Source organism: Stappia sp. (assembly GCF_965276915.1).
Lineage (GTDB): Bacteria > Pseudomonadota > Alphaproteobacteria > Rhizobiales > Stappiaceae > Stappia.
The window spans coordinates 760,786-787,353 of the sequence record NZ_OZ255709.1; the positions used below are offsets into that span (position 1 = coordinate 760,786).

A 26,568-nucleotide genomic window follows, 5' to 3' on the forward strand; every position below is an offset into this window, starting at 1 on the left:
CCTGTCTTGCCGTGCTCGTGTGCAACGGTTCACCCGTTCGCCCTGTGAGTACGGCGGTCTCTCGTCTACTGGTTGGCGATGGTGTCGAGCTCGGCCTTCAGTGACGCGTAGCCATCCGCGTCCGATCCGGTGAGGATGTCGTCGATGACATCGCGACCGCTCTCTTCCACCACCTCGAAGCGGACTTCCGAAACCTGCCGGAATTCGGGCGCATCGCCGAAACAGGCGGTGGAGACGAAGCGGGCCGTCACCAGCGTGCGTCCGGCGGCGCTGCGTCCCGCCTTGATCGCCAGTCCCTGCAGAGGGCAACCGTCCTGGGCATTGACGATCACGTCATAGCCAAACAGCGATGCGTTCTCGTCATGGCCGGGAAGGGCGGCCGCCGCGCGGTAGCGGGCGATGAAGTCGGCGCTGAACAGGCGTTGCAGCCGCTCTTCGGTGAAGATCTCCTCATAGGGCGTGCCGTCATCGGCCCAGTTGCCCTCGGTCACCTGCATCACCTCCGTCACCGGGTCGGCCGGAGCGGCGGCAAGGGGCGTTGCTCCCGACAGAACGGCAGCGGCGAGAAGTGACGCGGTGCGCATCGGGACGAGGCGACGCCTAATCATGCTTTTTGACCGCCTGCTCGATGGCACCGAAGATCGAGTGTCCGGCCGCGTCGAGCATCTCGATGCGCACCGTGTCGCCAAAGCGCATGAACGGCGTCTTCGCCGCACCGGTCTCGATCGTCTCGATCATGCGGATCTCGGCGATGCAGGAATAGCCGACGCCGCCCTCCGTGACCGGCTTGCCCGGCCCGCCGTCGAGTTTGTTGGAGACCGTGCCCGACCCGACGATCGTGCCGGCGCCAAGCGGCCGCGTCTTCGCCGCATGGGCGATGAGCGTCGGGAAGTCGAAGGTCATGTCGATGCCGGCATTGGCGCGGCCGAAGGGTGCGCCGTTGAGGTCGACATGAAGCGGCAGGTGGAGCTTGCCGCCGTCCCAGGCGGTTCCGAGCTCGTCCGGCGTCACAGTTACCGGCGAGAAGGCCGAGGAGGGCTTGGACTGGAAGAAGCCGAAGCCCTTGCCGAGCTCCGCCGGGATCAGGCCGCGCAGCGAGACGTCATTGACCAGCATGACGAGGCGGATCGCGGCCGCCGCTTCCTCGCGGGTCGCGCCCATCGGCACGTCGCCGGTGACAACCGCGATCTCGCCCTCCATGTCGATGCCATAGGCTTCGTCCGCCATGCGGATCGGCGCACGCGGGGCGAGAAAGCTGTCGGAGCCGCCCTGATACATCAGCGGATCGGTCCAGAAGCTTGCCGGCATCTCCGCGCCGCGCGCCTTTCGCACCAGTTCCACGTGATTGACATAGGCCGAACCGTCCGCCCACTGGTAGGCGCGCGGCAGCGGCGAGAGCGCGTCATGCTCATGGAAGCGAAGGCTCGGCACCGCGTCGTGTTCGAGGCTTTCGGCGAGCGTGGCGAGCTTCGGCAGGAGGTTGTTCCAGTCGTCGAGCGCCGCCTGCAGGGTCGGCGCGATGTGACCGGCCTCGGTGCAGCGGGTGAGCGCGCGGTTGACGAGGACGAGCTTGCCGTCGCGGCTGCCGTCATGAAGTGTCGCGAGTTTCATTGCACCTAATCCCAGTTGCCGTCGATCGTGCCATCGAAGCGCTTCTTCAGCTCCGACCAGCAGTCGAGGTAAGTGTCCTGAAGGGTATCGAGGTCGGCAGCGTAGCGGGTCAGGTGCTGCGGGAAGCGCGTCTCGAACATGAAGGCCATCGTGCCGGTCAGTTTCTCCGGCTTCAGCTCGCTGGTCGAGGCCTTCTCGAAACCGGTGGCGTCGGGCCCGTGCGGGAGCATCATGTTGTGCAGGCTCATGCCGCCGGGGACGAAGCCCTCCTCCTTGGCGTCGTAGCGGCCATAGATCAGGCCCATGAACTCCGACATGATGTTGCGGTGATACCAGGGCGGGCGGAAGGAATGCTCGGCCACCATCCAGCGCTCGGGGAAGATGACGAAGTCGATATTGGCCGTCCCCTCCTCGCCCGAGGGCGCCGTCAGGACCGTGAAGATCGACGGGTCGGGATGATCGAACAGGATCGCGCCAACCGGCGAGTAGGTGATCAGGTCGTATTTGTAGGGCGCGTAATTGCCGTGCCAGGCAACCACGTCAAGCGGCGAGGCTTCGAGCTGTGTCTCATGGAAACCGCCGCACCACTTGACCATCAGGCGGCACGGACCTTCCCTGTCCTCGAAGGCGGCGACCGGCGTCTTGAAGTCGCGCGGATTGGCCAGGCAATTGGCGCCGATCGGGCCGCGATCCGGCAACGTGAACTTGGCGCCGTAATTCTCGCAGACATATCCGCGCGCCGTGCCGTCCAGCAGCTCGACGCGAAAGATCATGCCGCGCGGGATCACGCAGATCTCCTTCGGCACGACATCCATCACGCCGAGTTCGGTCGCGACCCGGATGCCGCCGTCCTGCGGCACGATCAGCAACTCGCCATCGGCGTTGAAGAAATACTCGTCGGCCATGTCGGCATTGGCGACATAGACATGTGTCGCCATGCCGGTCTGGGTGTGCACGTCGCCGGCGGTCGTCATCGTCCGCATGCCGGCAAGGAAGCTGGTGGGCTCGGCCGGTACCGGCACCGGGTCCCAGCGCAGCTGCCCGAGCGGCAGCGTGTGGTCGCCGATATTCGGCGCGCTCTTCCACTGCGGCAGGGAAAGATCGGCGAAGCGGCCGGAATGCTTGACCGAAGGGCGGATGCGGTAGAGCCAGGAGCGCTCGTTGGTGCCGCGCGGCGCGGTGAAGGGCGAGCCGGACAGCTGCTCGGCATAGAGCCCGTAGGGCGCGCGCTGCGGCGAATTCTGCCCTTGCGGCAGGGCGCCGGGCAGCGCCTCCGTCTCGAAGTCATTGCCGAAGCCCGGCATGTAGGCCGGGGTGTTTGAAAGCGTCACGTCCGATCCCTCCTGATCCAGACAGTTGATAGTTGCATGTGTAACTGTTTTATCCGAAGCTATCAACGTGTCATTCTTCGCGATAGTCCGACACTGACCGGGGTCCAGGATGAAAGCTTCGTTGCCGCTGGAGGAGTTCCTGCCCTACCGGCTGGTGCGTGCCTCGGAGCTCGTCAGCCGCCGCTTCGCGGCGCGCTATCATGCGGCCTATGGCATCAGCAGGCCGGAATGGCGCACCTTCGCCATTCTCGGCCAGCTCGGGCATACGACCGCGACGGAGATCGGCCGGCGCTCGACCATGCACAAGACCAAGGTGAGCCGGGCGGTGGCGGCGCTGGAAAAGCGCGGCTGGCTGTCGCGCCGGGCGGATGGCGCCGACAGGCGGATCGAGCATCTGGAGCTGACGGCGTCGGGCGCGGCGGTCTATGCGGAACTTGCCGCCATGGCGCGCGATTTCCAGGCGGCGCTGCGCGAGGAGATCGGCAGGGAGGCCGCCGCCGCGCTTGAGGCGGGCCTTGCCGCCGTGGAAGCCCGCTTCGTCTCGCTCGAGGCGGCGGACGACGACTGAGACCGCGACAGGCCGAGGCAGTCTCGGGTCTCAGCCTTCCGTTTCAATGCCTCAATGCGCCTCGTCCCAGTTGTCGGCGGCGCGCGCGTCCACATGCAGCGGCACGGTGAGTTTCACCGCCGGTTCCGCCGCGCCCTCCATCACCTCGCGCACAAGGGCGATCGTCGCGTCGATCTCGCCCTCCGGCACCTCGAAGATCAGCTCGTCATGCACCTGCAGCAGCATGCGCGCGGCAAGCTTCGAGGCGGAGAGCCGGTCCTCCATGCGGATCATCGCCCGGCGCAGGATGTCGGCGGCAGATCCCTGGATCGGCGCATTGATCGCGGCCCGCTCATAGAAGGCGCGGTGGTTCGGGTTGGAGGTATTGACCTCCGGATAGTGGGCGTGCCGGCCGAAGATCGTCGTCACGTAGCCGTTGGCATGGACGAATTTCTTGGTCTCTTCCATGTAGTCGCGAATGCCCGGGAAGCGCTTGAAATAGGTGGAGATATACTCCGCCGCCTCGCCGCGCGGGATGCTCAGCTGGGCCGCCAGGCCAAAAGCCGAGATGCCGTAGATGATGCCGAAGTTGATCGCCTTGGCGCGCCGCCGCACCATCGGGTCCATGCCCTCGATCGGCACGCCGAACATCTCCGACGCCGTCATCGCGTGAATGTCGAGCCCCTCGGCGAAGGCCTGTTTCAACTGGCCGATATCGGCCATGTGGGCAAGCACCCTGAGTTCGATCTGGCTGTAGTCGGCCGAAACCAGCTTGTGGCCCTTGTCGGCGATGAAGGCCTTGCGGATCTTGCGCCCCGCTTCGGTGCGCACCGGAATGTTCTGCAGGTTCGGCTCGGACGAGGAGAGCCGTCCGGTCGTCGTCGCCGCCAGCGCGTAGGATGTGTGGACGCGGCCCGTTTCCGGGTTCACGTAGCCGGGCAGCGCATCGGAATAGGTGGACTTCAGCTTGGCGAGCTGGCGCCAGTCGACGATCCGCGCCGGCAGGTCGTGGCCCTCGGCGGCGAGGTCGTCGAGCACCGAGACCGAGGTCGACCAGGCGCCGGTCTTGGTCTTCTTGCCGCCGGGCAGGCCCATCTTGCCGAACAGGATGTCGCCGAGCTGCTTCGGGGAACCGATGTTGAAGCTCTCGCCGGCCAGTTCGTGGATCTCGCTTTCCAGCGCCGCCATGCCCTGCGCGAAGTCGCCCGAAAGCCGCGACAGCATCTGCCGGTCGATGGAGATGCCGCGCATTTCCATGCGCGCCAGCACCGGCACCATCGGCCGTTCCAGCCGCTCGTAGACGGTGGCCTTGCGCTCTGCCGCGAGCCGTGGCTTCAGCACCTGCCACAGGCGCAGAGTGACATCGGCGTCCTCCGCCGCGTAGGCACTGGCCTTGTCGATCGGCACCTTGTCGAAGGTGATCATCGACTTGCCGGAACCGGCCACCTCCTTGAAGGGGATCGGCGTGTGGCCGAGCCAGCGCTCGGCAAGCGCGTCCATGCCGTTGCCGCCCTTGCCGGCATCGAGCGTGTAGGACAGCAGCATCGTGTCGTCGAACGGGGCGACCTCGATGTCGTGCCGCTTCAGCACCAGCCAGTCGTATTTGAGGTTCTGTGCGATCTTCAGGACGCCGGGGTCTTCCAGCAGCGGCTTCAGGATGGCCATCGCCTCGCTGCGCGGGATCTGCCCCTCGATCAGCCCGCCGCCGCCGAGCAGGTCGCCCTCGCCGTCCACATGGGCAAGCGGGATGTAGCAGGCATGGCCCGGCCGCGTCGCCAGCGACACGCCGACCAGTTCGGCCTGCATCGCGTCGAGCGAGGTCGTTTCCGTGTCGACTGCCACGTGGCCGGCTTCCCGCGCCTCGGCCACCCATGCCTTCAGCCGGTCGATGTCGCGCACGGTCTCGTAGGTCGAGGCATCGATCGGCACGGCGGTTGCGGCCGCCGCCGCCGCCGCTGCAACGGTCTCCGCCGTCCACCCGCCGCTGCCCGCCGGCGTCGCCGTCGTCGCGGGAGACGCGGTCGGGGTCGTTGTGGCGCCGCCTGCAACGGTTGCCGCACCACCTGCCGTCGGCGCGCCCGCCATCATCCGGCCCTTGCCGTCGGGCTCGTGCCATCCGCGTATGGTGAGTGCCGCCGGCTCGACGGTGTCGGCATCGGTTCCGGTCGTCTCCGCGATGCGCCGGGTCAGCGTTGTGAATTCCATCGCCTTGAGGAAGGCAAGCGTCCGCGATCCGTCCAGTTCGGTGACGGCGAGCGCCTCGGCCGGCAGTTCGACCGGCACGTCGTCCTTCAGCGTCACCAGCTTCCTGGAGATGCGCGCCTGGTCGGCGAAGGCGATGAGGTTTTCCCGGCGCTTGGTCTGCTTGATTGTGTCGGCCTTGGCGAGCAGCGCCTCCAGGTCGCCGAATTCGTTGATCAGGAGAGCCGCGGTCTTCAGCCCGATGCCCGGAATGCCCGGCACGTTGTCGACACTGTCGCCGGCCAGCGACTGCACCTCGATCACCTTGTCGGGACCGACGCCGAACTTCTCGTGGACCTCGTCCACGCCGAAGACCTTGTTCTTCATCGTGTCGATCATGCCCACGCGCGGCCCGATGAGCTGCATCAGGTCCTTGTCGCCGGACACGATGGTCACCCGCGCGCCGCTCGCCGCGGCCGATCGGGCATAGGTGGCGATCAGGTCGTCGGCCTCGAAGCCTTCCTGCTCGATGCAATGCACGCAAAAGGCCCGCGTTGCCTCGCGGATCAGGCCGAACTGCGGGATCAGGTCTTCCGGCGGCGCCGGGCGCTGGGCCTTGTATTCGGGGTAGATCTCGTTTCGGAATGTCTTCGCCGAATGGTCGAAGATCACCGCCATGTGGGTCGGTTCGTCGCCCTTTTCCGGCGTCAACCCTTCCTGCAGCAGCTTCCACAGCATGTTGCAGAAGCCCGACACGGCGCCGACCGGCAGCCCGTCCGACTTGCGGGTGAGCGGCGGCAGCGCGTGATAGGCGCGGAAGATGAAGGTGGAACCGTCGACCAGGATGAGATGGTCGTCGGCGGTGAGGCGGCTGGAAGGGCTGTTCGTCGACATGGCGCGGATCATGCCCGCGATGCGCGCGCGAGAAAAGCCTGCTTGTCGCACCCTGCCCCGCTTATTTTCCGCCGCCTGCCCGGCCTGGCTTATTTGGCTGCTAGCGACACGCGGCGTCTCAGGCGTTGCTGGACGAGATCCTGAGGATCTCGGGCGCGTAAAACACCTTTGGATACTGACCTGGCAGCTCTCGCAAGAGCCCGATCTCGACAAGCTTGTCGATCATGTTCCGGGCCGCGGGATAGGACACGCCCAAGGCAGTTGCGGTTTCGGGTACCGTCGTGACGTAATTCCCGAAGATCTTGTCGACCAGCGTGACAATGTTCGAGCTGCGCATGGAAGCGGCTGCCCGGGTGCGATAGTCCTCCTGCAAAGCTATGATGCCGTCGATGGTCTCGATCGTTGAGCGGCATGACTGGGACAGCTTGTCCATGAAGAACGCGATCCAAGGATTCCATTCTGCATTGGCGGAGACGTTGTACATCAGGCGGATGTAATCGTCCTTCTCACCTTCGAGCGCCGAACTCATGTAAAGAACGGGCATTTCGAGGATGTTATAGTAGACAGACTGAAGGCAGATCAGCATCCGGCCGACACGGCCGTTTCCGTCAGAGAACGGATGGATTGTCTCGATTTGGTAGTGCGTCAGGGCCAGGTCCAGGATCGGCAAGTCAACGGTGGGTCGGTTGATATAGGCTTCCAGGGCATTCATGCAGACTTGTGTTTCTTGCGGTGGAGGCGGCACGAAGCGTGCTTGGGAGATCAATAGCCCGCCATTGCCGATCCAGTTTTGATCGGCCTTGTACTCGCCGGGGCGCTTTTTTGACCCCCGGTGCGGCGACAGTCCGCTCAACAGTGTTGCATGCGCCGTCTTGAGGACCCTTTGGCTGAGCGGAAGCTCTCGCATCAGGTCAAGGGAGGCGTTGAGGGCACGAATATAGTTATATACTTCGCGGGTGGAGTCGTTGCCGTGCGCCTCCTGTCCTGCTTCGGCCAGAAGAAGCTCGTCGTCCGAGGTGAAGGTGCCTTCCATGGCCGAGGAGGTCACCGCTTCGCGGCGTTGGAGCGGACGAACGACGACATCGGGATTCTGTAGACGCCTGCATGCCCCCTTGAGCTCGCCTAGGGCCGCCGCCGCGTTTGTAAGCGGCGCCGTTATGTCTGAGAGGTCGAGCTCGGGTGGCAAGGGAGCAGGGACATAGGCTTTGGCACCATCAAACGTGGCGACGAAATGGCCGGGTGCCTGATCGCTGAACGTGCTCAAATCCATGTTAAAGCCCACTTTAAATCGTTTCCAGAGATTATAGCGAAGCCCCTGTTCGCTTTAAACCATGCCGGTCACTTTAAAGCAGAATTTCATCCACCTCTCTATCTGTAGATGTTTGGCGATGCCGGGGTACGAGACTTGGTTTCCCGCCTACTCCGCCGCCTGCGGCAGCGGTCGGCGCGGTGGCCCTGCTTCCAGCCGTGCCCAGGCGGGCCGGCGGAACAGGAACCAGCCGATATCGAAGCGCGCGATCAGCCAGAGCAGCACCAGCGGGGCAAGGACGCCGGCCGCGGTGACGATTGCCGAGATCGTGCCGATGTCGCCGATCACCCCGGTCTTCAACAGGATGATGCGGGTTGCCGCCATCGGGAAGAAAAAGGCCAGGTAGATGACGATGGAGTTGACCCCGCAATAGGCAAGCCACCCGGCAAGTCCGGCGCGGGTCAGCAGCGCGGACACGATGATGACGGCGAGCGCGCCGGCCGTGCCGAGCAAGAGACTGACAACCGGCAGGTCGGCAAATCCGGAAAACACCAGGACGCCGTTGACGACGCCCCAAGTGATGAGGCCGAGAATGCCGGTCGTCGCATGGGCCCGTGTCCAGGCGGCGATGGCGAAAGCGCGCGTTGCGAACACATAGCCGGCGTGGAAATAGACGTAGCGCGAGCAGAATTCGTCGATCAGCACCGACCCGGTCGAGATCGGCGCGATCTGCAGCAGCGCAGCACCGGCAAGCACGACCTGCCACGGCACGCCGCGATCATGCAGGAGCTTGGTGATCACGAACATCACCGGCAGCATGTAGATGAACCAGAGCGTGCCGAACGGCTGCACATAGGCAAGCAGATACTGGCCGGCAACGCCGGTCCAGCCGACTTCACCGGCCATCGACGGTGCCTTGACGGCGAACTGGATGGTCAGCCAGAGCACATAAAAGTAGGCAAAATGCACCAGCTTGCGGTCGAGATAGGTCCGCCATGGCCGGTCGATCACCAGCGCCAGGAAGAGGCCGGAGATCATGAAGAAGTCGGGCATGCGGAACGGCCGGGCGAATTCGACCACAAGGCCGAGCCATCCCTCTTCACCGGCTGCGTTCTGCACGCCGAGCGTGGAATGCATCATGACGACGAAGATGATGCAAAGGCCCTTGGCCGCGTCGACCCAGTCGACCCGCCCCGGCCGCGGTATTGCCGTGCCGTCGGCCGTCATGCTCCGCCGGTCATCCGTGTCCGTGGCACCAGCCATGCTCATCTTCCGCGCTCCCTTCCTGCATCCGGAAGGCGGCAGTATGCAGCCAGAGGGTGTAGTCGGCGTTAACCGGCTGTCCGAACACGCGAATGTGTAGAAGGAGACCCCGCCTGGCCGGCCGCCGGGCCGCGTCCTAGCGAGGCGGCTCGTCGGAGGGGTCGCGCGGGTCTCGTCCGTCCGTCAGGCGGCGGCCACCCCTCCATGGCGTCTCGCCATTGCCGCCGCGCTCGCCAGGTGCGACGTCGGACCAGGCATCCGGGTCCAGGTCGACGACGCCATCGCCGCGCCGCGGTCCAGGCCCGCCGGGACGGACAACGGTAACACGCGCGTTGCGCACCACGGCCCGGGCGATCACGGCGCGCAGCGGCGGGATGAAAAGCGCGATGCCGACAGCGTCGGTGACGAAACCGGGAACCAGCAGCAGGAAGCTCGCGACGACGATCAGCGCGCCCTGGACGATGTCCTCGCCGGGCACCTCGCCGCGGTCCATCTCGGCGCGCATGCGGGTCAGCAGCGACAGGCCCTGCATCCGCAGCATCACGGTGCCGGCGAGCGCCGTCAGCACCGTCAGCAGGATCGTCGGCACGGCGCCGATTTCGGAGCCGACCTCGACGAAGACGGCGATCTCGATCAGCGGCAGGCCGATCAGGGCGAGGAGGAGGATCAGTCCTAGGGGCATGGCGTGTGTTCGGAACCGGGTCTGGCGATTGACATGTCGCGCCGGCCCGGCCATCGCGGAGCCGGAAACCGTGCGGTTGCGACCCTTCAGGTAGGAAACAATTGACCCGAATGCGAGCAATATGTGTGATCGGAGGTCGAAAACCGCGCCGGACACTTGTGCTCAAGGCTGGATGTTGGTTCAAGAGGGCTTACATAAAGCTACCATGGGCAGTTCCGTGGCAGCGCTGTGGAGCGGGATCGGCCAGCCGCGCCGTGGCACGGTGTCGCCTGCGGTCCGAGCGGGCTGCCCTCTACTTAACCGGCCGGATGCGAAACGAGTCATATGTTCGACGACGTCATCACAATCATCTTCCTGGTCCTGGCGGTCGTGATCTTCCTGCGCCTGCGCAGCGTCCTCGGGCGGCGCACCGGGCACGAGCGGCCGCCGTTCGATCCGTACTCCTCGCAGGAACGCGAGAATGGCGCCGGTCCGGCGACGCCCGGCGATGACAATGTGATCCCGCTGCCCGGACAGGGGACGCCGCAGCCAGGGCCCGCGCCGGCGACCAGTTCCGCGACGCTCGACAAGGTCGCCCCGGAGGGAAGCGCCCTCAACGACGCCTTGCGCCAGATCCTCTCCGTGGACCGCTCCTTCGACCCGCAGGGCTTCCTGCAGGGTGCGCGCGGTGCCTATGAGATGATTGTCAGCGCGTTTGCCGCCGGCGATCGCAAGACGCTCAAGAACCTGTTGTCCAAGGATGTCTACGAAGGCTTCGTCGCGGCCATTTCCGACCGGGAGTCGCGCGGCGAGACCATCGAGTCCACCTTCGTCGGCATCGACAAGGCGGACATCGTCGAGGCGGCGCTGAAAGGCTCGACGGCCCAGGTGACCGTCAGGTTCCGGTCCGAGCTGATCTCCGCGACCCGCGACCGTGACGGCGCCATTGTCGATGGCGATCCCAATGCGGTCAGCGACGTCACCGACATCTGGACCTTCGCGCGCGACACCACCTCGCGCGATCCCAACTGGCGACTGGTCGCGACCGAATCGGTCGAGTGACTTGGGTGGCCTGCGCCGAGCGGTCCTTGTCGCGGTGCTCGCGGCAAGCCTTCCCGGCTGGGCTTTCGCTTCGGCGGGGAACGCCATGCTGTCGCCACCGCTGAGCTTTTCCGATCTTCCCGGCTGGGCGCAGGACGATCATCGCGCCGCGCTCGCCGCGTTCCTGCGCCATTGCGGGGATGAGGCAGCCTCACGGGGGGGCAGGCCGGCTGGCCGGCTCGGCATCTCCTTGGCTGCGCTCCGGCGCACGTGCCAGGCGGGTGTGCGTGCCATGGCGGACGGGTCGGGCGAAGCCGCGCGCCGTTTCTTCGAGACGATGTTCGAGCCGCGCCGCGTCCTCGCCGACGGCTTCGTCACCGGCTATTTCGAGCCGGAATATCCCGGTGCCCTGCGCCGCGATGCGCTCTACGCCACGCCGTTGCTGCGCCGGCCGGAAAACCTGGTCGCGCTCGACGAGACCAACCGCCCCGCGCACCTGCCCTCCGACGCGCCCTTTGCCATGCGAAGCCCGGACGGAGCTCTCGTCCTGCCGCCGGACAGGGGCGAGATCATGGACGGTGCGCTGTCCGGCCGCGGGCTCGAGCTCGTCTGGCTCGCCGATCCGGTCGATGCGTTCTACGTTCACGTACAGGGCTCGGCCAGCATCCGCCTGAAGGAGGGCGGCGTCATGCGGGTCGGCTATGCGGGCAAGACCGGCCATCCTTATTCGGCCATCGGCCGGGTGATGATCGAACGCGGTCTCGCCGAATCCGGCACCGTCACCATGGATGTGTTGCGCGGCTGGCTTGCCGGCAATCCGGAAGAGATCGACGCCGTCCTGCGGCGAAACCGCTCCTACATCTTTTTTCGCGAGGTCAGCGAGACAGGTCCCGGTGACGGGCCTGTCGGCGCCGCCGGCCTGCCGCTCGTCGCCGGCCGCAGCCTTGCCGTCGACGCGGCCTTTCATGCCTACGGAACGCCCGTCTTCGTCAGTGCCGAACTGCCGGCCGGGGCAGATGGGCCCTCGACACCGTTTCACCGGCTGATGGTTGCCGAGGACACCGGCTCGGCGATCGTCGGCGCGGCGCGCGGCGACATCTTCTTCGGCTCGGGCCCGCAGGCCGGGGCGCTGGCCGGCGGCGTCCAGCACCGGGCCGACATGGTGGTCCTGGTGCCGCGCGATGCCGGCACGGGGGCGCCGCGATGAGCAGCGGCCGGCGCAAGGGGCGCCAGCCCTCTCCCGACGAACGCCGCCTTTGGGCGCAGGTGACGGCGGATGTCGAACCGCTCGTCCGGCCGCGCCGGGCGCCTGCTGAAGGTGAGGCTGTTTCCGAACCGGGCGGGGCACCGGATGCCGGCAAGGAGCGCCCCGCCGCGGCTCTGGCCGTGCCTCCCCCCACCGTCACCGCTTTGCGAAAGCCCTCTGCGCCGCCGCTTTCCCCCCTGGAGCCGCGCCAGCGCCGCAAGGTGGCGCGCGGCATCCGCGCCATCGACGCGCGGATCGACCTGCATGGACTGACCCAGGCGGAGGCACATGTGCGCCTGCGCGGATTTCTGACGCGCGCGCAGTCGCAGGGCGCGACGCTGGTGCTTGTCATCACCGGCAAGGGCGGGGCAGGCGGCAGTCCCGCGGCCGAGGGGCGCGGCATCCTGCGGCGTGTCGTGCCGCAATGGCTGTCCTTTCCCGAGTTTCGCGCGCTTGTTGTCGGCTATGAGCAGGCCCATGCGACGCATGGTGGCGACGGCGCGCTCTACGTAAGGATCCGCAGGGCGGGGAGATGGGGGACGCCATGACGCCCTTTGGCGCGAAGATCCGGGAGCTGCGCAAGAAACGCGGCGTGACCCTGTCGCAGATGGCGGAGGCCCTGTCGGTGTCGGCAGCCTATCTTTCGGCGCTCGAACACGGTCGCCGTGGCCGGCCGACATGGTTCATGGTTCAGCGCATCATCGCCTTTTTCAACGTCATCTGGGACGAGGCGGAGGAGTTGCAGCGGCTTGCCGAATATTCCGATCCGAAGGTCTCCATCGACACGGGCGGCCTTGATCCGGAGGCGACGGAGCTTGCCAATGTGCTGGCGGTCAAGATTTCCGGACTGTCTCGCGAGAGCCTGGCGCACCTCTTGCTTCAGGTCCGCGCGGCCGCGGCCCGCGACGGCGTCTAGCCGGCCGGCGCCGCTACGGTATTGCGCTCGATCTGCCTCTTGAGCGGAGCGGGTGGCGGGCGTAGGGTCCGCGGGCGGCGGCTTGAAGAAGCGGTTGCGGACCCGCTGCGATCCGCGCCGCCGCGATTGGCGCCCGACTGCCGACGGACTGGCGACGGACTGGCGGCGTACCGGCGATGGGCCGGGAAGCGAGAAGGACAGCGCGCGTATCATGACCCTGAGGAACGCATCCCGGCCATCGGACCCTTTCGCCGGCCTGATCGATGCGGACGCGCTGCGACACCGGCTGACCGCGCTGACTGCGGGCAGCGACGGCGACGGCTCCGACCTGGCGACCCGCGGAAAGGTGCTTGCCGAGCTGAAGTCCGTCATGCAGGAGGCGCGCACGCGTGTCGAGGAGCAGCTCTTCGCCGATGGCGGCGGTACGCTCTGCGCCCAGCGTCTCAGCCACGTGCAGGACGAGATCCTGCGCGTCATCTTCGATTTCGCCATCCATCATGTCTACAGGGTGAAGAACCCGTCCGCCGGCGAGCGCATGTCGATCGTCGCCGTGGGCGGCTACGGCCGCGGCACGCTGGCGCCGGGCTCGGATGTCGATCTTCTGTTCCTGCTGCCCTACAAGCAGACGCCCTGGGGCGAGCAGATCGTCGAATACATGCTCTACATGCTCTGGGATCTGGGTCTCAAGGTCGGCCACGCCACCCGCAACATCGACGAGTGCCTGCGTCTGTCGCGGTCCGACATGACCATTCGCACCGCCATTCTCGAGGCGCGCCACGTCTGGGGCGAGGCCGCGCTCACCGAGGAACTGATCGAGCGCTTCGACAAGGGCGTGGCGGCCGGCAGCGGGCCGGAATTCATCGCCGCCAAGCTTGCCGAGCGCGACGCCCGTCACACCAGGCAGGGCACCTCGCGCTATCTGGTCGAGCCGAACGTCAAGGAAGGCAAGGGGGGGCTGCGCGACCTCAACACGCTGTTCTGGATCTCGAAGTACTTCTATCGCGTGCGTTCGACCAGCGGCCTCGTCAAGGCGGGCGTCTTCAGCCGTGCCGACATCCAGCGGTTTCGCAAGGGAGAGGATTTCCTCTGGGCGGTGCGTTGTCACCTGCATTTCCTCACGGGACGCGCCGAGGAGCGCCTGTCTTTCGACGTGCAGCGGGAGATCGCCATCCGCCTCGGCTACACCCAGCATCCCGGCATGAAGGATGTCGAGCGCTTCATGAAGCACTACTTCCTTGTCGCCAAGGATGTCGGCGACCTGACGCGCATCTTCTGCGCGGCGCTCGAGGAACAGCACGCCAAGGCGCCACAGCCGCTTTCCAAGCTGATCGACCGCATCGCGGCGCGCGCCCGAAAGCGCAAGGTCTCGACCGGGACGGCCGACTTCGTCATTGATCGCGGCCGCCTCAACACGGCTTCGGACACGGTTTTCGAAAAGGATCCGGTCAACCTGATCCGCCTCTTCGTCATTGCCGACCGCGACGCGGTCATGCTGCATCCCGAAATGCTGAAACTGGTGCGCCGGTCTCTCAAGCTGATCACCGCCTCGCTGCGCGAGGACGCCGAGGCGAACCGGCTGTTCCTGCAGGTCCTGACATCGCGCAACGATCCGGAAACGGTGCTTCGCAAGATGAACGAGACCGGGGTTCTCGGCCGCTTCGTGCCGGATTTCGGCAAGGTCGTGGCGATGATGCAGTTCTCCATGTACCACCACTACACGGTCGACGAGCACCTGATCCGCTCCGTCGGCGTGCTCGGCGAGATCGAGCGCGGCGAGGCGGGAGAGGACCATCCGCTGTCGACCGACATCGTCAAGACGATCCAGAACCGCCGGGTCCTCTTCGTCGCCATGTTCCTGCACGATATCGCCAAGGGTCGGCCTGAGGACCATTCCATTGCCGGTGCGCGGATCGCCCGGCGCCTGTGTCCGCGCTTCGGCCTGACCGCGTCGGAGACCGACACGGTCGCCTGGCTGGTCGAACATCATCTCGAGATGAGCACCATCGCCCAGTCGCGCGACCTTGCCGACCGCAAGACGATCGAGGATTTCGCCCGCAAGGTGCAGAGCCTTGAGCGGCTGAAGCTGCTCCTGATCCTCACCGTCGCGGACATTCGCGCTGTCGGGCCCAGCGTTTTCAACGGCTGGAAGGGGCAGCTGCTGCGCACGCTCTACTACGAATGCGAACCGGTGCTGACCGGCGGCCATTCGCTGCTGCCGCACAATCTGCGTGTCGAAGCCGCCAAGACCGAGCTCGGCGAGGCGCTCCCCTCCTGGGACGAGGCCACGCGGGCGGCCTATCTGGAGCGTCACTATCCGGCCTACTGGTTGCGTGTGCCGCTCGACCGGAAGATTGCCGATGCCGAAATGATCCGTGCCGCGGATGCCTCAGGTACCGGCTTTTCCTCGCGCGTCGTCACCCATGCCTTCGAGGAGGTGACGGAGATCACCGTGCTGGCGGCCGACCATCCGCGCCTGCTCTCCACCATTGCCGGTTCCTGTTTCGTCGCCGGCGCCAATATCGTCGATGCGCAGATCGACACCACGACGGACGGGTTCGCCCTCGACACGATCTTCATCTCGCGTGAATTGCCCGGCGACGAGGACGAGATCCGTCGCGGCGAACGCGTCTGCCGGCTGATCGAGAAGGCGCTGCGCGGTCAGGAGCAACTGCCCGACAGCGTCGCCCGCAAGGCCGCCTCACGCGGACGGGTGAAGGCATTTCGTGTGGAGGCGGAGGTTCTGGTCAACAATTCCTGGTCGAACCGCTATACGGTTCTCGAGATTTCCGGCCTCGACCGGCCCGGCCTCCTCTACGACCTGACCCGGGCGATTTCGGCGCTCAACCTGAACATCAATTCCGCCCATGTTGCCACCTTCGGAGAGCGGGCGGTCGATGTCTTCTACGTCACCGATCTGACCGGGCAGAAGATCGGCAATATCGGACGCCAGGGCGCGATCCGCGACCGCCTGCGCGAGGCGGTCGAGGGCGACCTGACCGACGAGCCGGCGCGCCGGCGCCCGCGCCGCTCCGGCGCCGCATGAACCGGCCCGCCGGTCACGGCCGGTCTCGTCTCCCGCTATCCTGGATGGTTCGATGAGCCTTCTGCGCAATTTCGCCACCGTCGGCGGCGCCACCATGACCAGTCGCGTTCTCGGTTTTTGCCGCGACGTGATGATCGCCGCCTTTGTCGGCGCCGGACCGGTGGCGGAAGCCTTCGTGGTTGCCTTTCGCCTGCCCAATCTGTTCCGCCGGCTCTTTGCGGAAGGCGCCTTCAACTCCGCCTTCGTGCCGCTTTTCGCCAAGGCGCTGGAAGAGGACGGTGACGAAGGCGCGCGGCGCTTTGCCGGCGAAATCCTGGCGGCCCTCCTGTGGGCGCTTTTGCTGTTGACCGCCCTTGCCATGGTCGGCATGGCCGGGCTTGTCTATGTGCTGGCGCCGGGCTTTTCCGCCGATCCGGAGAAATTCGACCTCGCCGTGCTGCTTTCGCGGATCACCTTTCCTTATCTCCTGTGCATGTCGCTGGTCGCCTTCCTGTCAGGCATTCTCAATACCTATCGCCGCTTTGCCGCCGCCGCCTTTGCGCCGGTGGTGCTCAACCTGGTGATGATCGCGGCGCTTGCCGGCATCTGGATCTCGGGCCTGGAGCCGGGGACCACCCTTGGCGTTGTGCTTGCCGGCGGTGTGGCGGTTGCCGGCCTGGCCCAGCTTGGTCTGCTGGTTGCCGCGGTACGCCACATGGGCTTTTCGCTGTCGCTGCCTCGTCCGCGCCTGACCCCCGGCGTGCGCCGCCTGTGGCGGCTCGGCGTGCCCGGCATCCTTGCCGGCGGCATCACCCAGATCAACATCGTCGTCGGCACGGTGATCGCTTCCGCCCAGGCCGGTGCGGTCGCCTATCTCTACTATGCCGACCGCGTCTACCAGTTGCCGCTTGGTGTCGTCGGCATCGCCATCGGCGTGGTGTTGCTGCCGGATCTCGCCCGTTCGTTGCGTAGCGGTGCGGACGGGGAGGCCAACCGGACGCTCAACCGGGCGATGGAATTCGCACTCGCCCTCACCTTGCCGGCGACGGTGGCGCTGATGGTGGTGCCGCAGCCGATCGTCTCGGTGCTGTTCCAGCGCGGCGAGTTCGGCGCGGAAGCGACGGCGGCCACCACGGCCGCGCTTGTCGCCTTCGCCGTCGGCCTGCCGGCCTTCGTGCTCAACAAGGTGTTTTCTCCCGGCTTCTTCGCCCGCGAGGACACGGCGACGCCGATGTGGTTCGCAGGGGTGGGCATGCTGGTCAATGTTGTCGGCGCGCTGGCGCTCTCGCCCTTCTTCGGTCATGTCGGCATCGCGCTTGCGACCTCGCTGGCGGGCTGGGTCAACACCGGCCTGCTCGGTACCGTCCTCTGGCGGCGCGGCCATTTCCGCATCGATGCCGGTGCCCGCCGCCGCCTGCCGCTGCTGGCGCTTGCCAGCGCGCTGATGGGCGCGGGCCTTTACGGCGGCGCGCTCCTGCTCGAGCCCCTGCTCCTTGGCGCCTCCATCCTGCTGCGGTTCGCTGCCCTCGGATTGCTGGTCGCCACCGGCATGGCGCTGTTCGCCTTCTTTGTGCAAGTCACCGGCGCTGTCGACTTGCGGGGCTATCTCGCCCGCGCCCGGGCGCGCGGCCGTTCCGGCCCGCCACCCGCCAGCGGGCAGGACTGAGAGGCGCGCGGACGGATGTCGTGAGACAGCCTTCAGGCTGCGGTGCCTGACGGTTGCAATCCCTGGGCGTTGCTCTTCGGCTGTTTGTCGGCTCATTTTTTGACCAGACGATCAAACTTTGTCCATTTGTTCAAAAATCCGCCCGAACCGGCACCTGCCTGCATTGTGGGCGTGCCCGGAATATGGTCCAATTTGGTCTGCACCGGGTGCGGTGGGCATTCGCCCCCCTCATGGCCCGGTGCTCCGGACAAAGGCCCGCGCACGGGCGGGGCTGGCCGCCAGGCGGTTTCGGCCCGGCTTGCTGAGAACACCGCGCGGCTTCGTACCTGCCAGGGGGAGTCACATGACATTCAATGAGCATTTTGCCTGGACGCGCCGCGCCGTTCTCGGCCTTGCCGCGTCGCTCGCGCTCGTTGCCGGCGGTCTGCCGGCTGCGGCCAAGGACAAGCCTCTGAAGGTGGCGGCGATCTACACGGTTCCGGTCGAGCAGCAGTGGGTCGGCCGCCTTCATCAGGCGCTCAAGACCGCCGAGGCGCGCGGCGACGTCACCTACACCTATTCGGAGAACGTCGCCAATACCGACTATGAGCGCGTCATGCGCGAATATGCGGAAGCCGGCATGGACCTCGTCGTCGGCGAGGCTTTCGCGGTCGAGCGGGCGGCGCGCAACGTGGCGGCCGAGTATCCCGACACCGCCTTTCTGATGGGTTCCTCCTTCGGTCCGGCCAAGCCGAACTTCGCCGTCTTCGACAACTGGATCCACGAGCCGAGCTACCTCACCGGCATGATCGCCGGCAAGGCAACCAAGTCCAATGTCATCGGCATGGTCGGCGGCTACGCCATTCCCGAGGTCAACCGTCTGATGAACGCCTTCATGGAGGGCGCGCTGTCGGTCAACCCGGACGTCAAGTTCCTCGTGACCTTCATCAACTCCTGGTACGACCCGCCCAAGGCCAAGGAATCCGCCTTCGCGATGATCGACAAGGGCGCCGACATTCTCTACGCCGAGCGTTTCGGCGTCTCCGACGCGGCCAAGGAGAAGGGCATCCTGGCGATCGGCAACGTCATCGACACGTCCGGCGACTATCCCGGCACCATCCTGGCCAGCGCCCTGTGGCACATGGAGCCGACCATCGACCGGGTGATCGAGGCGGTTGCGGGCGATGAGTTCGAGCCGTCCGACTACGGTCAGTTCTCCTTCATGTCCTATGGCGGCGGCAGCTTCGTCGTCGACGAGACGCTCGCCGATCCGGAGGCGCTCAAGGCGGCGCGCGAGACCGAGAAGGAGATCCTCGACGGCCTGTTCCGCGTCAACGTCAACGACGCGGAGCCCAAGTCGACCATGTGATTTCCGGTTGACGTCCCCGCGCGCCGGTCCTGCATCGGCGCGCGGGATGCGCAGCTTCCAGCAACGCGACTTCTTCCGCACCGGAGTGGCCATGTCCAGGGCCCGGCCCGCACCTGACAGCGACGGCGATATCGTTCTCTCGCTCACCGGCATCACCAAGCGTTTCGGCGCCCTGACCGCCAACGAGGCGGTCGATCTCGACCTGCATGCGGGCGAGATTGTCGCCCTGCTCGGCGAGAACGGCGCCGGCAAGACCACCTTGATGAACATTCTCTTCGGCCACTATGTCGCCGACGAGGGGGACGTGCGTGTCGCCGCTCCGGGTGGGGGGCTCGTGCCGCTCGAGCCCGGTGGGGGGCTCGTGCCGCTCGAGCCCGGGTCGCCGCATGCAGCGCTCACCGCCGGCATCGGCATGGTGCACCAGCATTTCACCCTGGCCGAGAACCTGACCGCCTTCGAGAACATCGTGCTTGGCACCGGCCCGCTGCTGGCGCCCGGGATTGCCGCGCGGGCCGCGCGGGCACGCCTTGCCGACCTGATGCAAGGCTCCGGCCTTCTCGTCGATCTCGACACGCGCGTGTCGAGGCTCTCCGTCGGCGAGAAGCAGCGGGTGGAGATCCTCAAGGCGCTCTACCGCGATGCCCGCGTGCTCGTCCTCGACGAGCCGACCGCAGTGCTCACGCCGCAGGAATCCGACACGCTGTTCGCGACGCTTCGCCAACTCGCGCAGCGCGGCCTCGCCATCGTCTTCATCTCCCACAAGCTTGCCGAGGTGCTGGCCGCCTCCGACAGGGTCGCCGTGCTCCGCCTTGGCCGCAAGGTCGCCGACCTGCCGACCGCCGAATGCGACCGCCAGAAGCTTGCCGAACTGATGGTTGGCCACGCCCTCACCCAGAGCCGGCGCGAGCCGCGCGAACCGGGCCCTGCCCTTCTGACGCTCGACGCCGTCTCGTGCGGCACCGGACGCGATGCCGTCCATGACATATCCCTGACGCTGCATGCCGGCGAGATCCTCGGGCTGGCCGGCGTTTCCGGCAACGGCCAGTCGATGCTCGCCCGTCTCGTCTCCGGCCTCGAGCGGCCCGAGCGCGGCAGCCTGCGTCTTGCAGGGAAGGACATTCCCGCCGGCGACCCGCGCGCGATGATCGCCGCCGGTCTGGCCCGCATCCCCGAGGACCGCCACCGCGACGGCGTCGTCGGCGCCATGAGCGTTGCCGAGAATCTCGTCATCGAGGAGATCCGCTCGCCGCGCTACCAGCGCTTCGGACTGCTCGACTTCGCCGCCATCGCCGATCGGGCGAAAAAGGCGATCGCCGCCTATGACATCCGCTGCCCCGGCGGTGATGCGGTGGCGCGGCTCCTGTCGGGCGGCAACATCCAGAAGATCGTGCTGGCCCGCACGCTTGATGCCGAACCGCTCGTGGTGCTCGCCGCCCAGCCCTCGCGCGGCCTCGACATCGGCGCCACTGGCGACGTGCACCGCCGCCTTCTGGAAGCGCGCGGCCGCGGGGCTGGCGTCATTCTCATCTCCGAGGATCTCGACGAGCTCTTCGCCCTGTCGGACCGGGTGGCGGTGATCCATCGCGGCCGGCTGAGCGCGCCGCGCCCGGCTGGCGAACTCGACCGTGCCCGTGTCGGCCTGATGATGGCCGGCCATGTCAGTGAGGACGAGGCCGCATGATCCGTTTCGAACCGCGGGAAAACGTTCCGCCGCTGCTGCGCCTCGGTGCCCCGGTTGCCGCCGCCATTGCCGCGCTGGCGCTTGCCGCCCTGCCGATCATGGCCGCCGGCGCGCCGGTGCTCGATGCCTATGCTCTGATGGCGAAAGGCGCGTTCGGTTCGCTCTTCGCCTTCTCGGAATTGCTGGCCCGCGCCACCCCGCTGGTGCTGACCGGTCTTGCCGCCGCGCTCGCCTTCCGCGCCCGGCTGTGGAACATCGGCGGCGAGGGCCAGCTCTATGCCGGGGCGCTGGCCGCCGTCGCCGTCGGCTCCGGTGCGCTCGCCCTGCCGCCCCTTCTGATGGTGCCGGCGGTGGTGGTTGCCGGGGCGCTGGCCGGCGGGCTCCTGATGCTCGTTCCCGCCCTGCTCAAGGTGCGGCTCGGCGCCGACGAGGTGGTTACCACCCTGCTGCTGAACTTCATTGTCCTGCTCTTCGTGCAGATGATGCTGGAAGGACCGATGAAGGACCCGATGGGCATGGGCTGGCCGCAATCCGAGCCGATGCTGGAGGAGGCGACCCTGCCCAAGCTGATGGCTCGCATGCGCGTCCATGCCGGGCTGCTCATCGCGTTTGTCGCCGCGCTCGTCGTCCATGTCCTGTTGAAGCGCACCGTCTGGGGCTTCGAGATTCGCGCCGTCGGCGAGAACCAGGACGCCGCGCGCCATGCCGGCATTCCGGTCACGGCCACCTTCCTGCGCGTCGCGATGATGAGCGGTGCCCTCGCCGGCCTTGCCGGTGTCGGCGAGGTTGCCGGCCTCAAGGGCTATCTCACCGCAGATCTCTCGCCCGGCTTCGGCTATGCCGGCATTGTCGTGGCCATGCTCGCCGGCCTGTCGCCGCTCGGCGTCGTCGTGGCGGCGCTGTTCATCGCCGGCGTCTTCGTCGGTGCGGACTCCATGAGCCGCGCCATCGGCGTTTCCAACTATCTGGCCGATCTCGTGGTGGCAACGTCGCTGATCGCCGTGCTCGTCTCCGGCCTCTTCGTGCGCTACCGGGTCCGGTTCGTTGCACGCGCCCAGGGAGGCTCCGGCGCATGATCGAGATCCTCGACATTCTTGCCTCGCCGAATTTCTGGGCCGCCGCCCTGCGCATCGCCACGCCATTGATCTTCGGCGTTCTCGGCGCGCTGCTATGCGAGCGTGCCGGCGTGCTCAATCTCGGCATCGAGGGCATCTTCACCGCCGGCGCCATGGCCGGCTGGATGGCCGCCTGGCTCGGCGCAGGCCTGTGGGGCGGGGTTGTCGTCGCGGCCCTTGCGGGAGCGGGTTTCGGGCTCCTGCATGCGGTTCTTACCGTGCCGCTCGGCCTGTCGCAGCATGTCTCGGGCATCGGTGTCACGCTGTTTGCCACAAGCCTCAGCTACTACGCCTATCGCACCGCGCTTCCCGACGTCACCTCGCCGCCGCGCATCACCGCCTTCCAGCCGCTCGACATTCCGGTCCTGTCGGACCTGCCCTTCATCGGCACGGTGCTGTCGCAGCAAACGGCGCTGACCTACCTGGCGCTCGCCATGGTCGTGGTCGTCGGTTTCGTGCTCTATCGCACACCGCTCGGCCTTGCCATTCGCGCCGTCGGCGACAACCCCTCGGCCGTCGAGGCGCAGGGCCTGTCGGTCACCGTCCTGCGGATGGGCACGATCGTCGCCGGTTCGGCCCTGATGGCGCTGGGCGGGGCGTTCCTGACCATGTCGGCCTTCGACGCCTTCTTCTTCGGCATGGTCAACGGGCGCGGCTGGATCTGCATCGCGCTTACGGTCTTCGCCTCCTGGCGACCGGGCAAGGCGCTCATCGGCGCGCTGCTTTTCGGCGCCTTCGACGCCTTCCAGGTGCGTTTGCAGACGGAGGTCGGCGCCTTCGTGCCGGGGCAGGTCTTCCTGATGCTGCCCTACCTCCTGTCGATCGCGGCGCTTGTCGTGGTCGCGCGCAAGGCGGATTATCCGCGCGCCATGCTGAAACCCTATTTCAAGGGCCAGCGATAGGGGGAGAGCTGGTGGCCGTTCAGGTCAGCAGCCCGGCGATCTCGGCCAGCATCTCGTCGGTCATCGCCGCCGCAGCAGCAGTTGCCGCGGCCGGGTCGGCCAGTGCGGCGAAGTCGAGCGGCGCATCGGTCAGGCCCTGAAGCGCCAGGGCAATCGGCGTGCCGGTCTCCCGGGTCTGCGCCGCCGCCCGCTTGACGAGGTCCTGCGCCGCGGCGCGTCCCACATGCGGTAGCAGCGCGAAGGACGCCTGCTCGGCCAGCGACAGCCCGCCGTCGCCGGCAAGCCGCGCAAGCATCGCCTCCGCCATCACCTGAAGCCCGCCGCAAAGCGCCGCGCCATGGGCCGTGGCCGCGGCGGCGGCCACCATCATCTGCGGCAGCACCAGCCATTCGCCCATCCAGGCCGCCCCGTCGCGCTCCTCGCGGTGCAGCCCGGCGGCATCCAGCTGGCCGGCAAGACCGCCGGCGAAACGTGCCAGCGCCACCATCGCCTCGGCTCGCACCGGGTTCTGCTTTTGCGGCATGGTCGAGGAGCCGCCCGCCTCGCCGAGCCGCAACTCCCCGACTTCCGAGCGGGTCAGAAGGATCACGTCCTCGCCCACCTTGCCAAGTGCCAGCGCCAGCTCGCCAAGTTCGCCCGCCACGCGGCGCAGCGGCTGCCGGTCGGCCATCCAGGGCAGCGCGCCGCAGAGCCCGAGTTCGGCTGCGACCGCGTCGGCCATCGCCCGCGCCTTGCCGGCGCCCGCTCCCATTGCCGCAAGATCGCCGGAGGCCCCGCCAAGCTGCACGAGGAGCCCCTCCCGGCGCAGGAGGCGCAGCCTTGCCCGGGAGCGTGCCAGCGGCAGGGCCCAGTTGGCGGCGCGCAGGCCGAAGCTTATCGGCGTCGCCACCTGGCCGCGTGTCCGCCCGGCCATCGGCGTCGCGCGATGGGCCCTGGCCAGTCCGGCAAGCGTCGCGACCAGCACCGCCAGTCGTCCGTCGAGGAGGTCGAGAACTTGCGCGATGCGCAGCATCAGGGCCGTGTCGACAATGTCCTGCGAGGTCGCGCCGAAGTGGAGATAGTCCGCCGCCGGCCGTTCCAGGCCCTTGCGCAGCTCTGCAACGAGCGCCGGCACCGGCACGCCCGCCGCCGCCGTCCCGGCGGCAAGCCCGGCCGGATCCGGCGCCATGCCGGCAAGTCCCCTGTCGATCGCGGCGGCTGCCTCGGCCGGGATCACGCCGGCCGCGCCCTGCGCCCGGGCGATGGCCCGCTCGACCTCGATCATGGTGGCGATCTCCGCTGCCGAGGACAGCAGGCCCGCGACTTCCGTATCGCCGAACAGCGACAGGTAAAGCGGCGAATTCGGTGGCAGGTCGCTCATCAGATATCGAAAAACACGGTTTCGCCGGCACCCTGCAGGCGGATGTCGAAGCGATAGACCGGCAGGCCGGCCTCGTTGCGGCCCGCCTCCCGGGCGATCAGCGTCGCGCGCGCTTCCGGCTCCAGCCGCTTCATGTCGCTGTCCTGTTCCATCGCTTCCAGGTCCTGCGGGAAATAGATCCGCGTATGCAGGTGGATGTTGATGCCGCGGGCGAAGATCAGCAGCGCCACATGCGGGGCGTGTCCTTGCGCATGGGCGCCGGGCCGGACGCTCTGGAAGCGGAAAAGACCGCTGGAGAAATCCGCGACGGTCCGGCCGAAAAGACCGAACTCGCCGATCCGTCCCAGCCCGTCCGCCTGCCAGATCTCCAGCATCGCGTCGCGCACCGGTGCGCCGGCGCCGTCGAGCACGGTTCCCTCGATGACGATCGCCTCGCCGGTATTGCTCTCGATCACCGGACCGGGTTGGTTGAGAAGCGGCGGCCGGCCGATGGATTGCGGCGCGGTGCCGATGTGAACGTAAGGGCCGGCCGTCTGCGACGGCGTTTCAAGCAGGCGGTCGCGCATCAAAGCCCCTCCGGATGGTTCTCGAAATGGGTCTGCCTGCGGCCGCGCAGCACGATGTCGAACCGGTAGGCAAGGCAGTCGAACGGTGCCTGGTTCCTCAGGTCGAGCCGCGCCACCAGCCGGTCGACAGCGCTCTTGTCGGCGATGGTATTGACGATCGGACAGAGCGGGATCAGCGGGTCGCCCTCGAAATAGAGCTGGGTGATCAGCCGCTGGGCGAAGGCCTCGCCGAAGATGGAAAGGTGAATATGGGCCGGACGCCAGTCGGAGCCGTTGTTCGGCCAGGGATAGGGGCCGGGCTTGATCGTGCGGAACAGGTAGCGCCCGTCCGCGTCGCTGACGCAGCGCCCGCAGCCGGAAAAATTCGGATCGAGCGGGGCCAGATAGCCGTCGCGCACATGGGCATAGCGGCCGGCGGCGTTGGCCTGCCACACCTCGATCAGCGCGTTCGGCACCGGCCGCGCGTTTTCGTCGAGCACCCGGCCGAACACATAGATGCGCTCGCCGAGCGCGTCGCCCGTGGTCGCCGCGTTGCGGATCAGGTCATGATCCAGCGGGCCGAGCGGCGCGTGGCCGAGCGCGGGGCCCGTCTTGTCGAGCGCGGTCTGCTCCAGCGCGTGCAGCGGCCGGAACGGTGCCCGCAGGACGGTGCTCTTGTATCCGGGCGCATAGGGCGCCGGGTGCTGGGCGCGGTCGCGCCGGTAGAAGTCAGTCGTCACGCGAGGCTCCTTCCGAGCCGTTGCGGCTCTCTTCCAGTTCCGCGAACACGGATCTGGCGATCTTGATCGCCCGGTTTGCCGCCGGCACCCCGGCATAGACGGCCACATGCAGGAGCGCCTCGCAAATGTCGTCGCGGGACGCCCCGGTGCGCGCCGTCGCGCGGCAATGCATCGCCAGTTCCTCGTCATGACCGAGGGCGGCCAGCAGCGCGACGGTGATCATCGAGCGCTCGCGCCGGCTGATCGTGTCGCGCGACCAGACCGTGCCCCATGCGCCGCGGGTGATCAGCTCCTGGAACGGCGCGTCAAGCGGATCGGTCGCCGCGCGGGCCCGGTCGACATGGGCATCGCCGAGCACCGCGCGGCGCGTGGCCATGCCCGCATGCAGGGGATCGGCCCCGAAGGGATCGGCTGCCGGGACGTCGGGACGGCTCATGTCACATGCTCCCTGATGAACCCGGCTATCAGTCCGGCGGTGCGCTCCGGCACTTCAATGCAAGGCAGGTGCCCGACGCCGGCGATTTCCTCGTAGTGCGCGCCGGGGATGGCGCTTGCAAGGGCCTGCAGCGTTGCCGGAGGGGTGGCGCTGTCCTCGCTGCCGGCGATGCAAAGGGTGGGCGCGGAAATCGTGCCCGCCCGGTTCGAGTAATCGGCGTCGCGAATGGCCGCGCCCAGCGCGATGTAGCTGTCGGCCGGCGTGTGCGCCAGCATGGTGCGCCAGCGCAGCAACTCCGCCGGCCGTGTGGTTCGGAAGCCGCTCGAGAACCAGCGCTCCATCGTCGCGTCGCAGATCGCTTCCATGCCGCCGGCCCGGATCGCGTCGGCGCGTGTGTTCCAGATCTCGGCCGTGCCGATCTTCATGCCGGTGTTGGAAAGAACCAGCCCGGCGACCCGTTCCGGCCAGTTGAGGGCGAGCGACTGGGCGATCAGCCCGCCGACCGAAAGCCCGACAACAACCGCCTTGCCGATATCGAACGCGCCGAGCAGCGCGGCCAGGTCGCCGGCATGGTCGTCGATGCTCATCGCGCCGCCCGACGGCGACAGGCCGTGGCCGGCGGTGTCGTAGCGCAGCACGCCCCAGTCGGCCGGCAAAAGTGCCACCACCTCGTCCCAGATGCGGAAGTCGGTGCCGAGCGAGTTGGAAAAGGCAAGAACCGGCGCGGCCTCGTCCCCGGCCCTCCGGAACGCCGTGTTGAGAATGCGTCCGTTTCGTGTGACCGCCTGCACGCTTTTCGTCTCCCGATCCCTT

At 67.3% G+C, this 26,568-nt stretch carries 23 protein-coding genes; 11 read left to right on the plus strand and 12 right to left on the minus strand.

The window, feature by feature from the left end; genetic code table 11:
- Positions 1-65 precede the first annotated feature (65 nt).
- From ACQY46_RS03525 to hmgA, 3 genes are read right to left on the minus strand one after another with little or no spacing between them, the layout of a single operon-like run.
- On the minus strand, positions 66-608 hold the full coding sequence (locus ACQY46_RS03525; RefSeq protein WP_428698926.1) for a hypothetical protein: 543 nt from the start codon (positions 606-608) through the stop codon (positions 66-68).
- The gene (locus tag ACQY46_RS03530; RefSeq protein WP_428698927.1) at positions 601-1,611 is read right to left on the minus strand and encodes a fumarylacetoacetate hydrolase family protein; all 1,011 of its coding nucleotides are present in this window, start codon (positions 1,609-1,611) and stop codon (positions 601-603) included. The genes ACQY46_RS03525 and ACQY46_RS03530 overlap by 8 nt, the downstream gene beginning before the upstream one ends.
- 5 nt (positions 1,612-1,616) lie before the next feature.
- On the minus strand, positions 1,617-2,915 hold the full coding sequence (gene hmgA / locus ACQY46_RS03535; protein WP_428700402.1) for a homogentisate 1,2-dioxygenase: 1,299 nt from the start codon (positions 2,913-2,915) through the stop codon (positions 1,617-1,619).
- A gap of 136 nt (positions 2,916-3,051) precedes the next feature.
- On the opposite strand from hmgA, the gene ACQY46_RS03540 reads away from it, so the two are divergent.
- Positions 3,052-3,510, plus strand: a complete 459-nt coding sequence (locus ACQY46_RS03540) for a MarR family winged helix-turn-helix transcriptional regulator (RefSeq protein WP_428698928.1) — start codon at positions 3,052-3,054, stop codon at positions 3,508-3,510.
- A gap of 51 nt (positions 3,511-3,561) precedes the next feature.
- Here ACQY46_RS03540 and polA read toward each other — a convergent pair whose 3' ends face one another.
- The 4 genes from polA to ACQY46_RS03560 all read right to left on the minus strand — a co-directional run bounded on the left by polA (position 3,562) and on the right by ACQY46_RS03560 (position 9,758).
- Entirely contained in the window at positions 3,562-6,576 is a 3,015-nt protein-coding gene (gene polA, locus ACQY46_RS03545) for a DNA polymerase I (protein WP_428698929.1), read from the minus strand.
- Positions 6,577-6,682: 106 nt separating this feature from the next.
- Positions 6,683-7,834 carry a Fic family protein gene (locus ACQY46_RS03550; RefSeq protein WP_428698930.1) on the minus strand — a complete coding sequence of 384 codons (1,152 nt, stop codon included), beginning with the start codon at positions 7,832-7,834 and terminating at the stop codon, positions 6,683-6,685.
- Positions 7,835-7,981: 147 nt separating this feature from the next.
- A complete protein-coding gene (locus tag ACQY46_RS03555; RefSeq protein WP_428700403.1) occupies positions 7,982-9,040 on the minus strand; it encodes an acyltransferase family protein in 1,059 nt (352 codons plus the stop codon).
- A gap of 172 nt (positions 9,041-9,212) precedes the next feature.
- A complete protein-coding gene (locus tag ACQY46_RS03560) occupies positions 9,213-9,758 on the minus strand; it encodes an FxsA family protein (RefSeq protein WP_428698931.1) in 546 nt (181 codons plus the stop codon).
- A gap of 324 nt (positions 9,759-10,082) precedes the next feature.
- On the opposite strand from ACQY46_RS03560, the gene ACQY46_RS03565 reads away from it, so the two are divergent.
- The 10 genes from ACQY46_RS03565 (at position 10,083) to ACQY46_RS03610 (ending at position 22,674) form a co-directional block, all read left to right on the plus strand.
- Complete coding sequence (locus ACQY46_RS03565) at positions 10,083-10,799, plus strand: Tim44/TimA family putative adaptor protein (RefSeq protein WP_428698932.1); 717 nt, start codon at positions 10,083-10,085, stop codon at positions 10,797-10,799.
- 85 nt (positions 10,800-10,884) lie between these two features.
- Complete coding sequence (mltA, locus tag ACQY46_RS03570; protein ID WP_428698933.1) at positions 10,885-11,985, plus strand: murein transglycosylase A; 1,101 nt, start codon at positions 10,885-10,887, stop codon at positions 11,983-11,985.
- Positions 11,982-12,572, plus strand: a complete 591-nt coding sequence (locus tag ACQY46_RS03575) for a Smr/MutS family protein (RefSeq protein WP_428698934.1) — start codon at positions 11,982-11,984, stop codon at positions 12,570-12,572. Before mltA ends, ACQY46_RS03575 begins: the two co-directional genes overlap by 4 nt.
- Complete coding sequence (locus tag ACQY46_RS03580) at positions 12,569-12,940, plus strand: helix-turn-helix domain-containing protein (protein WP_306030411.1); 372 nt, start codon at positions 12,569-12,571, stop codon at positions 12,938-12,940. Before ACQY46_RS03575 ends, ACQY46_RS03580 begins: the two co-directional genes overlap by 4 nt.
- 211 nt (positions 12,941-13,151) lie before the next feature.
- Entirely contained in the window at positions 13,152-15,983 is a 2,832-nt protein-coding gene (locus ACQY46_RS03585) for a [protein-PII] uridylyltransferase (RefSeq protein WP_428698935.1), read from the plus strand.
- 52 nt (positions 15,984-16,035) lie between these two features.
- Positions 16,036-17,628: a murein biosynthesis integral membrane protein MurJ gene (gene murJ, locus ACQY46_RS03590; RefSeq protein WP_428698936.1), complete on the plus strand. Its 1,593-nt coding sequence runs from the start codon at positions 16,036-16,038 to the stop codon at positions 17,626-17,628.
- A gap of 343 nt (positions 17,629-17,971) precedes the next feature.
- A complete protein-coding gene (locus ACQY46_RS03595; RefSeq protein ID WP_428698937.1) occupies positions 17,972-18,976 on the plus strand; it encodes a BMP family protein in 1,005 nt (334 codons plus the stop codon).
- Positions 18,977-19,067: 91 nt separating this feature from the next.
- Positions 19,068-20,657: an ABC transporter ATP-binding protein gene (locus ACQY46_RS03600; protein WP_428698938.1), complete on the plus strand. Its 1,590-nt coding sequence runs from the start codon at positions 19,068-19,070 to the stop codon at positions 20,655-20,657.
- Positions 20,654-21,733, plus strand: coding sequence for an ABC transporter permease (locus ACQY46_RS03605; protein WP_428698939.1), 1,080 nt, complete (start codon positions 20,654-20,656; stop codon positions 21,731-21,733). The genes ACQY46_RS03600 and ACQY46_RS03605 overlap by 4 nt, the downstream gene beginning before the upstream one ends.
- Positions 21,730-22,674 carry an ABC transporter permease gene (locus ACQY46_RS03610; protein WP_428698940.1) on the plus strand — a complete coding sequence of 315 codons (945 nt, stop codon included), beginning with the start codon at positions 21,730-21,732 and terminating at the stop codon, positions 22,672-22,674. Before ACQY46_RS03605 ends, ACQY46_RS03610 begins: the two co-directional genes overlap by 4 nt.
- A gap of 19 nt (positions 22,675-22,693) precedes the next feature.
- Here ACQY46_RS03610 and ACQY46_RS03615 read toward each other — a convergent pair whose 3' ends face one another.
- From ACQY46_RS03615 to pcaD, 5 genes are read right to left on the minus strand one after another with little or no spacing between them, the layout of a single operon-like run.
- Entirely contained in the window at positions 22,694-24,034 is a 1,341-nt protein-coding gene (locus ACQY46_RS03615; RefSeq protein ID WP_428698941.1) for a lyase family protein, read from the minus strand.
- Positions 24,034-24,600 (minus strand): protocatechuate 3,4-dioxygenase subunit alpha, encoded by a 567-nt coding sequence (gene pcaG, locus ACQY46_RS03620; RefSeq protein WP_428698942.1) that lies wholly within the window; start codon positions 24,598-24,600, stop codon positions 24,034-24,036. Before pcaG ends, ACQY46_RS03615 begins: the two co-directional genes overlap by 1 nt.
- Positions 24,600-25,319 (minus strand): protocatechuate 3,4-dioxygenase subunit beta, encoded by a 720-nt coding sequence (pcaH, locus tag ACQY46_RS03625; RefSeq protein WP_428698943.1) that lies wholly within the window; start codon positions 25,317-25,319, stop codon positions 24,600-24,602. Before pcaH ends, pcaG begins: the two co-directional genes overlap by 1 nt.
- The gene (gene pcaC / locus ACQY46_RS03630; RefSeq protein ID WP_428698944.1) at positions 25,309-25,755 is read right to left on the minus strand and encodes a 4-carboxymuconolactone decarboxylase; all 447 of its coding nucleotides are present in this window, start codon (positions 25,753-25,755) and stop codon (positions 25,309-25,311) included. Before pcaC ends, pcaH begins: the two co-directional genes overlap by 11 nt.
- A complete protein-coding gene (gene pcaD, locus ACQY46_RS03635) occupies positions 25,752-26,546 on the minus strand; it encodes a 3-oxoadipate enol-lactonase (protein WP_428698945.1) in 795 nt (264 codons plus the stop codon). Before pcaD ends, pcaC begins: the two co-directional genes overlap by 4 nt.
- Positions 26,547-26,568: the final 22 nt, after the last annotated feature.

Coding starts and splice junctions, on each gene's coding strand:
- ACQY46_RS03525 (WP_428698926.1), bottom strand. CDS start 608: ATGATTAGGCGTCGCCTCGTCCCGATGCGCACCGCGTCACTTCTCGCC.
- ACQY46_RS03530 (WP_428698927.1), bottom strand. CDS start 1,611: ATGAAACTCGCGACACTTCATGACGGCAGCCGCGACGGCAAGCTCGTC.
- hmgA (WP_428700402.1), bottom strand. CDS start 2,915: ATGCCGGGCTTCGGCAATGACTTCGAGACGGAGGCGCTGCCCGGCGCC.
- ACQY46_RS03540 (WP_428698928.1), top strand. CDS start 3,052: ATGAAAGCTTCGTTGCCGCTGGAGGAGTTCCTGCCCTACCGGCTGGTG.
- polA (WP_428698929.1), bottom strand. CDS start 6,576: ATGATCCGCGCCATGTCGACGAACAGCCCTTCCAGCCGCCTCACCGCC.
- ACQY46_RS03550 (WP_428698930.1), bottom strand. CDS start 7,834: ATGGATTTGAGCACGTTCAGCGATCAGGCACCCGGCCATTTCGTCGCC.
- ACQY46_RS03555 (WP_428700403.1), bottom strand. CDS start 9,040: ATGACGGCCGACGGCACGGCAATACCGCGGCCGGGGCGGGTCGACTGG.
- ACQY46_RS03560 (WP_428698931.1), bottom strand. CDS start 9,758: ATGCCCCTAGGACTGATCCTCCTCCTCGCCCTGATCGGCCTGCCGCTG.
- ACQY46_RS03565 (WP_428698932.1), top strand. CDS start 10,083: ATGTTCGACGACGTCATCACAATCATCTTCCTGGTCCTGGCGGTCGTG.
- mltA (WP_428698933.1), top strand. CDS start 10,885: ATGCTGTCGCCACCGCTGAGCTTTTCCGATCTTCCCGGCTGGGCGCAG.
- ACQY46_RS03575 (WP_428698934.1), top strand. CDS start 11,982: ATGAGCAGCGGCCGGCGCAAGGGGCGCCAGCCCTCTCCCGACGAACGC.
- ACQY46_RS03580 (WP_306030411.1), top strand. CDS start 12,569: ATGACGCCCTTTGGCGCGAAGATCCGGGAGCTGCGCAAGAAACGCGGC.
- ACQY46_RS03585 (WP_428698935.1), top strand. CDS start 13,152: ATGACCCTGAGGAACGCATCCCGGCCATCGGACCCTTTCGCCGGCCTG.
- murJ (WP_428698936.1), top strand. CDS start 16,036: ATGAGCCTTCTGCGCAATTTCGCCACCGTCGGCGGCGCCACCATGACC.
- ACQY46_RS03595 (WP_428698937.1), top strand. CDS start 17,972: ATGACATTCAATGAGCATTTTGCCTGGACGCGCCGCGCCGTTCTCGGC.
- ACQY46_RS03600 (WP_428698938.1), top strand. CDS start 19,068: ATGTCCAGGGCCCGGCCCGCACCTGACAGCGACGGCGATATCGTTCTC.
- ACQY46_RS03605 (WP_428698939.1), top strand. CDS start 20,654: ATGATCCGTTTCGAACCGCGGGAAAACGTTCCGCCGCTGCTGCGCCTC.
- ACQY46_RS03610 (WP_428698940.1), top strand. CDS start 21,730: ATGATCGAGATCCTCGACATTCTTGCCTCGCCGAATTTCTGGGCCGCC.
- ACQY46_RS03615 (WP_428698941.1), bottom strand. CDS start 24,034: ATGAGCGACCTGCCACCGAATTCGCCGCTTTACCTGTCGCTGTTCGGC.
- pcaG (WP_428698942.1), bottom strand. CDS start 24,600: ATGCGCGACCGCCTGCTTGAAACGCCGTCGCAGACGGCCGGCCCTTAC.
- pcaC (WP_428698944.1), bottom strand. CDS start 25,755: ATGAGCCGTCCCGACGTCCCGGCAGCCGATCCCTTCGGGGCCGATCCC.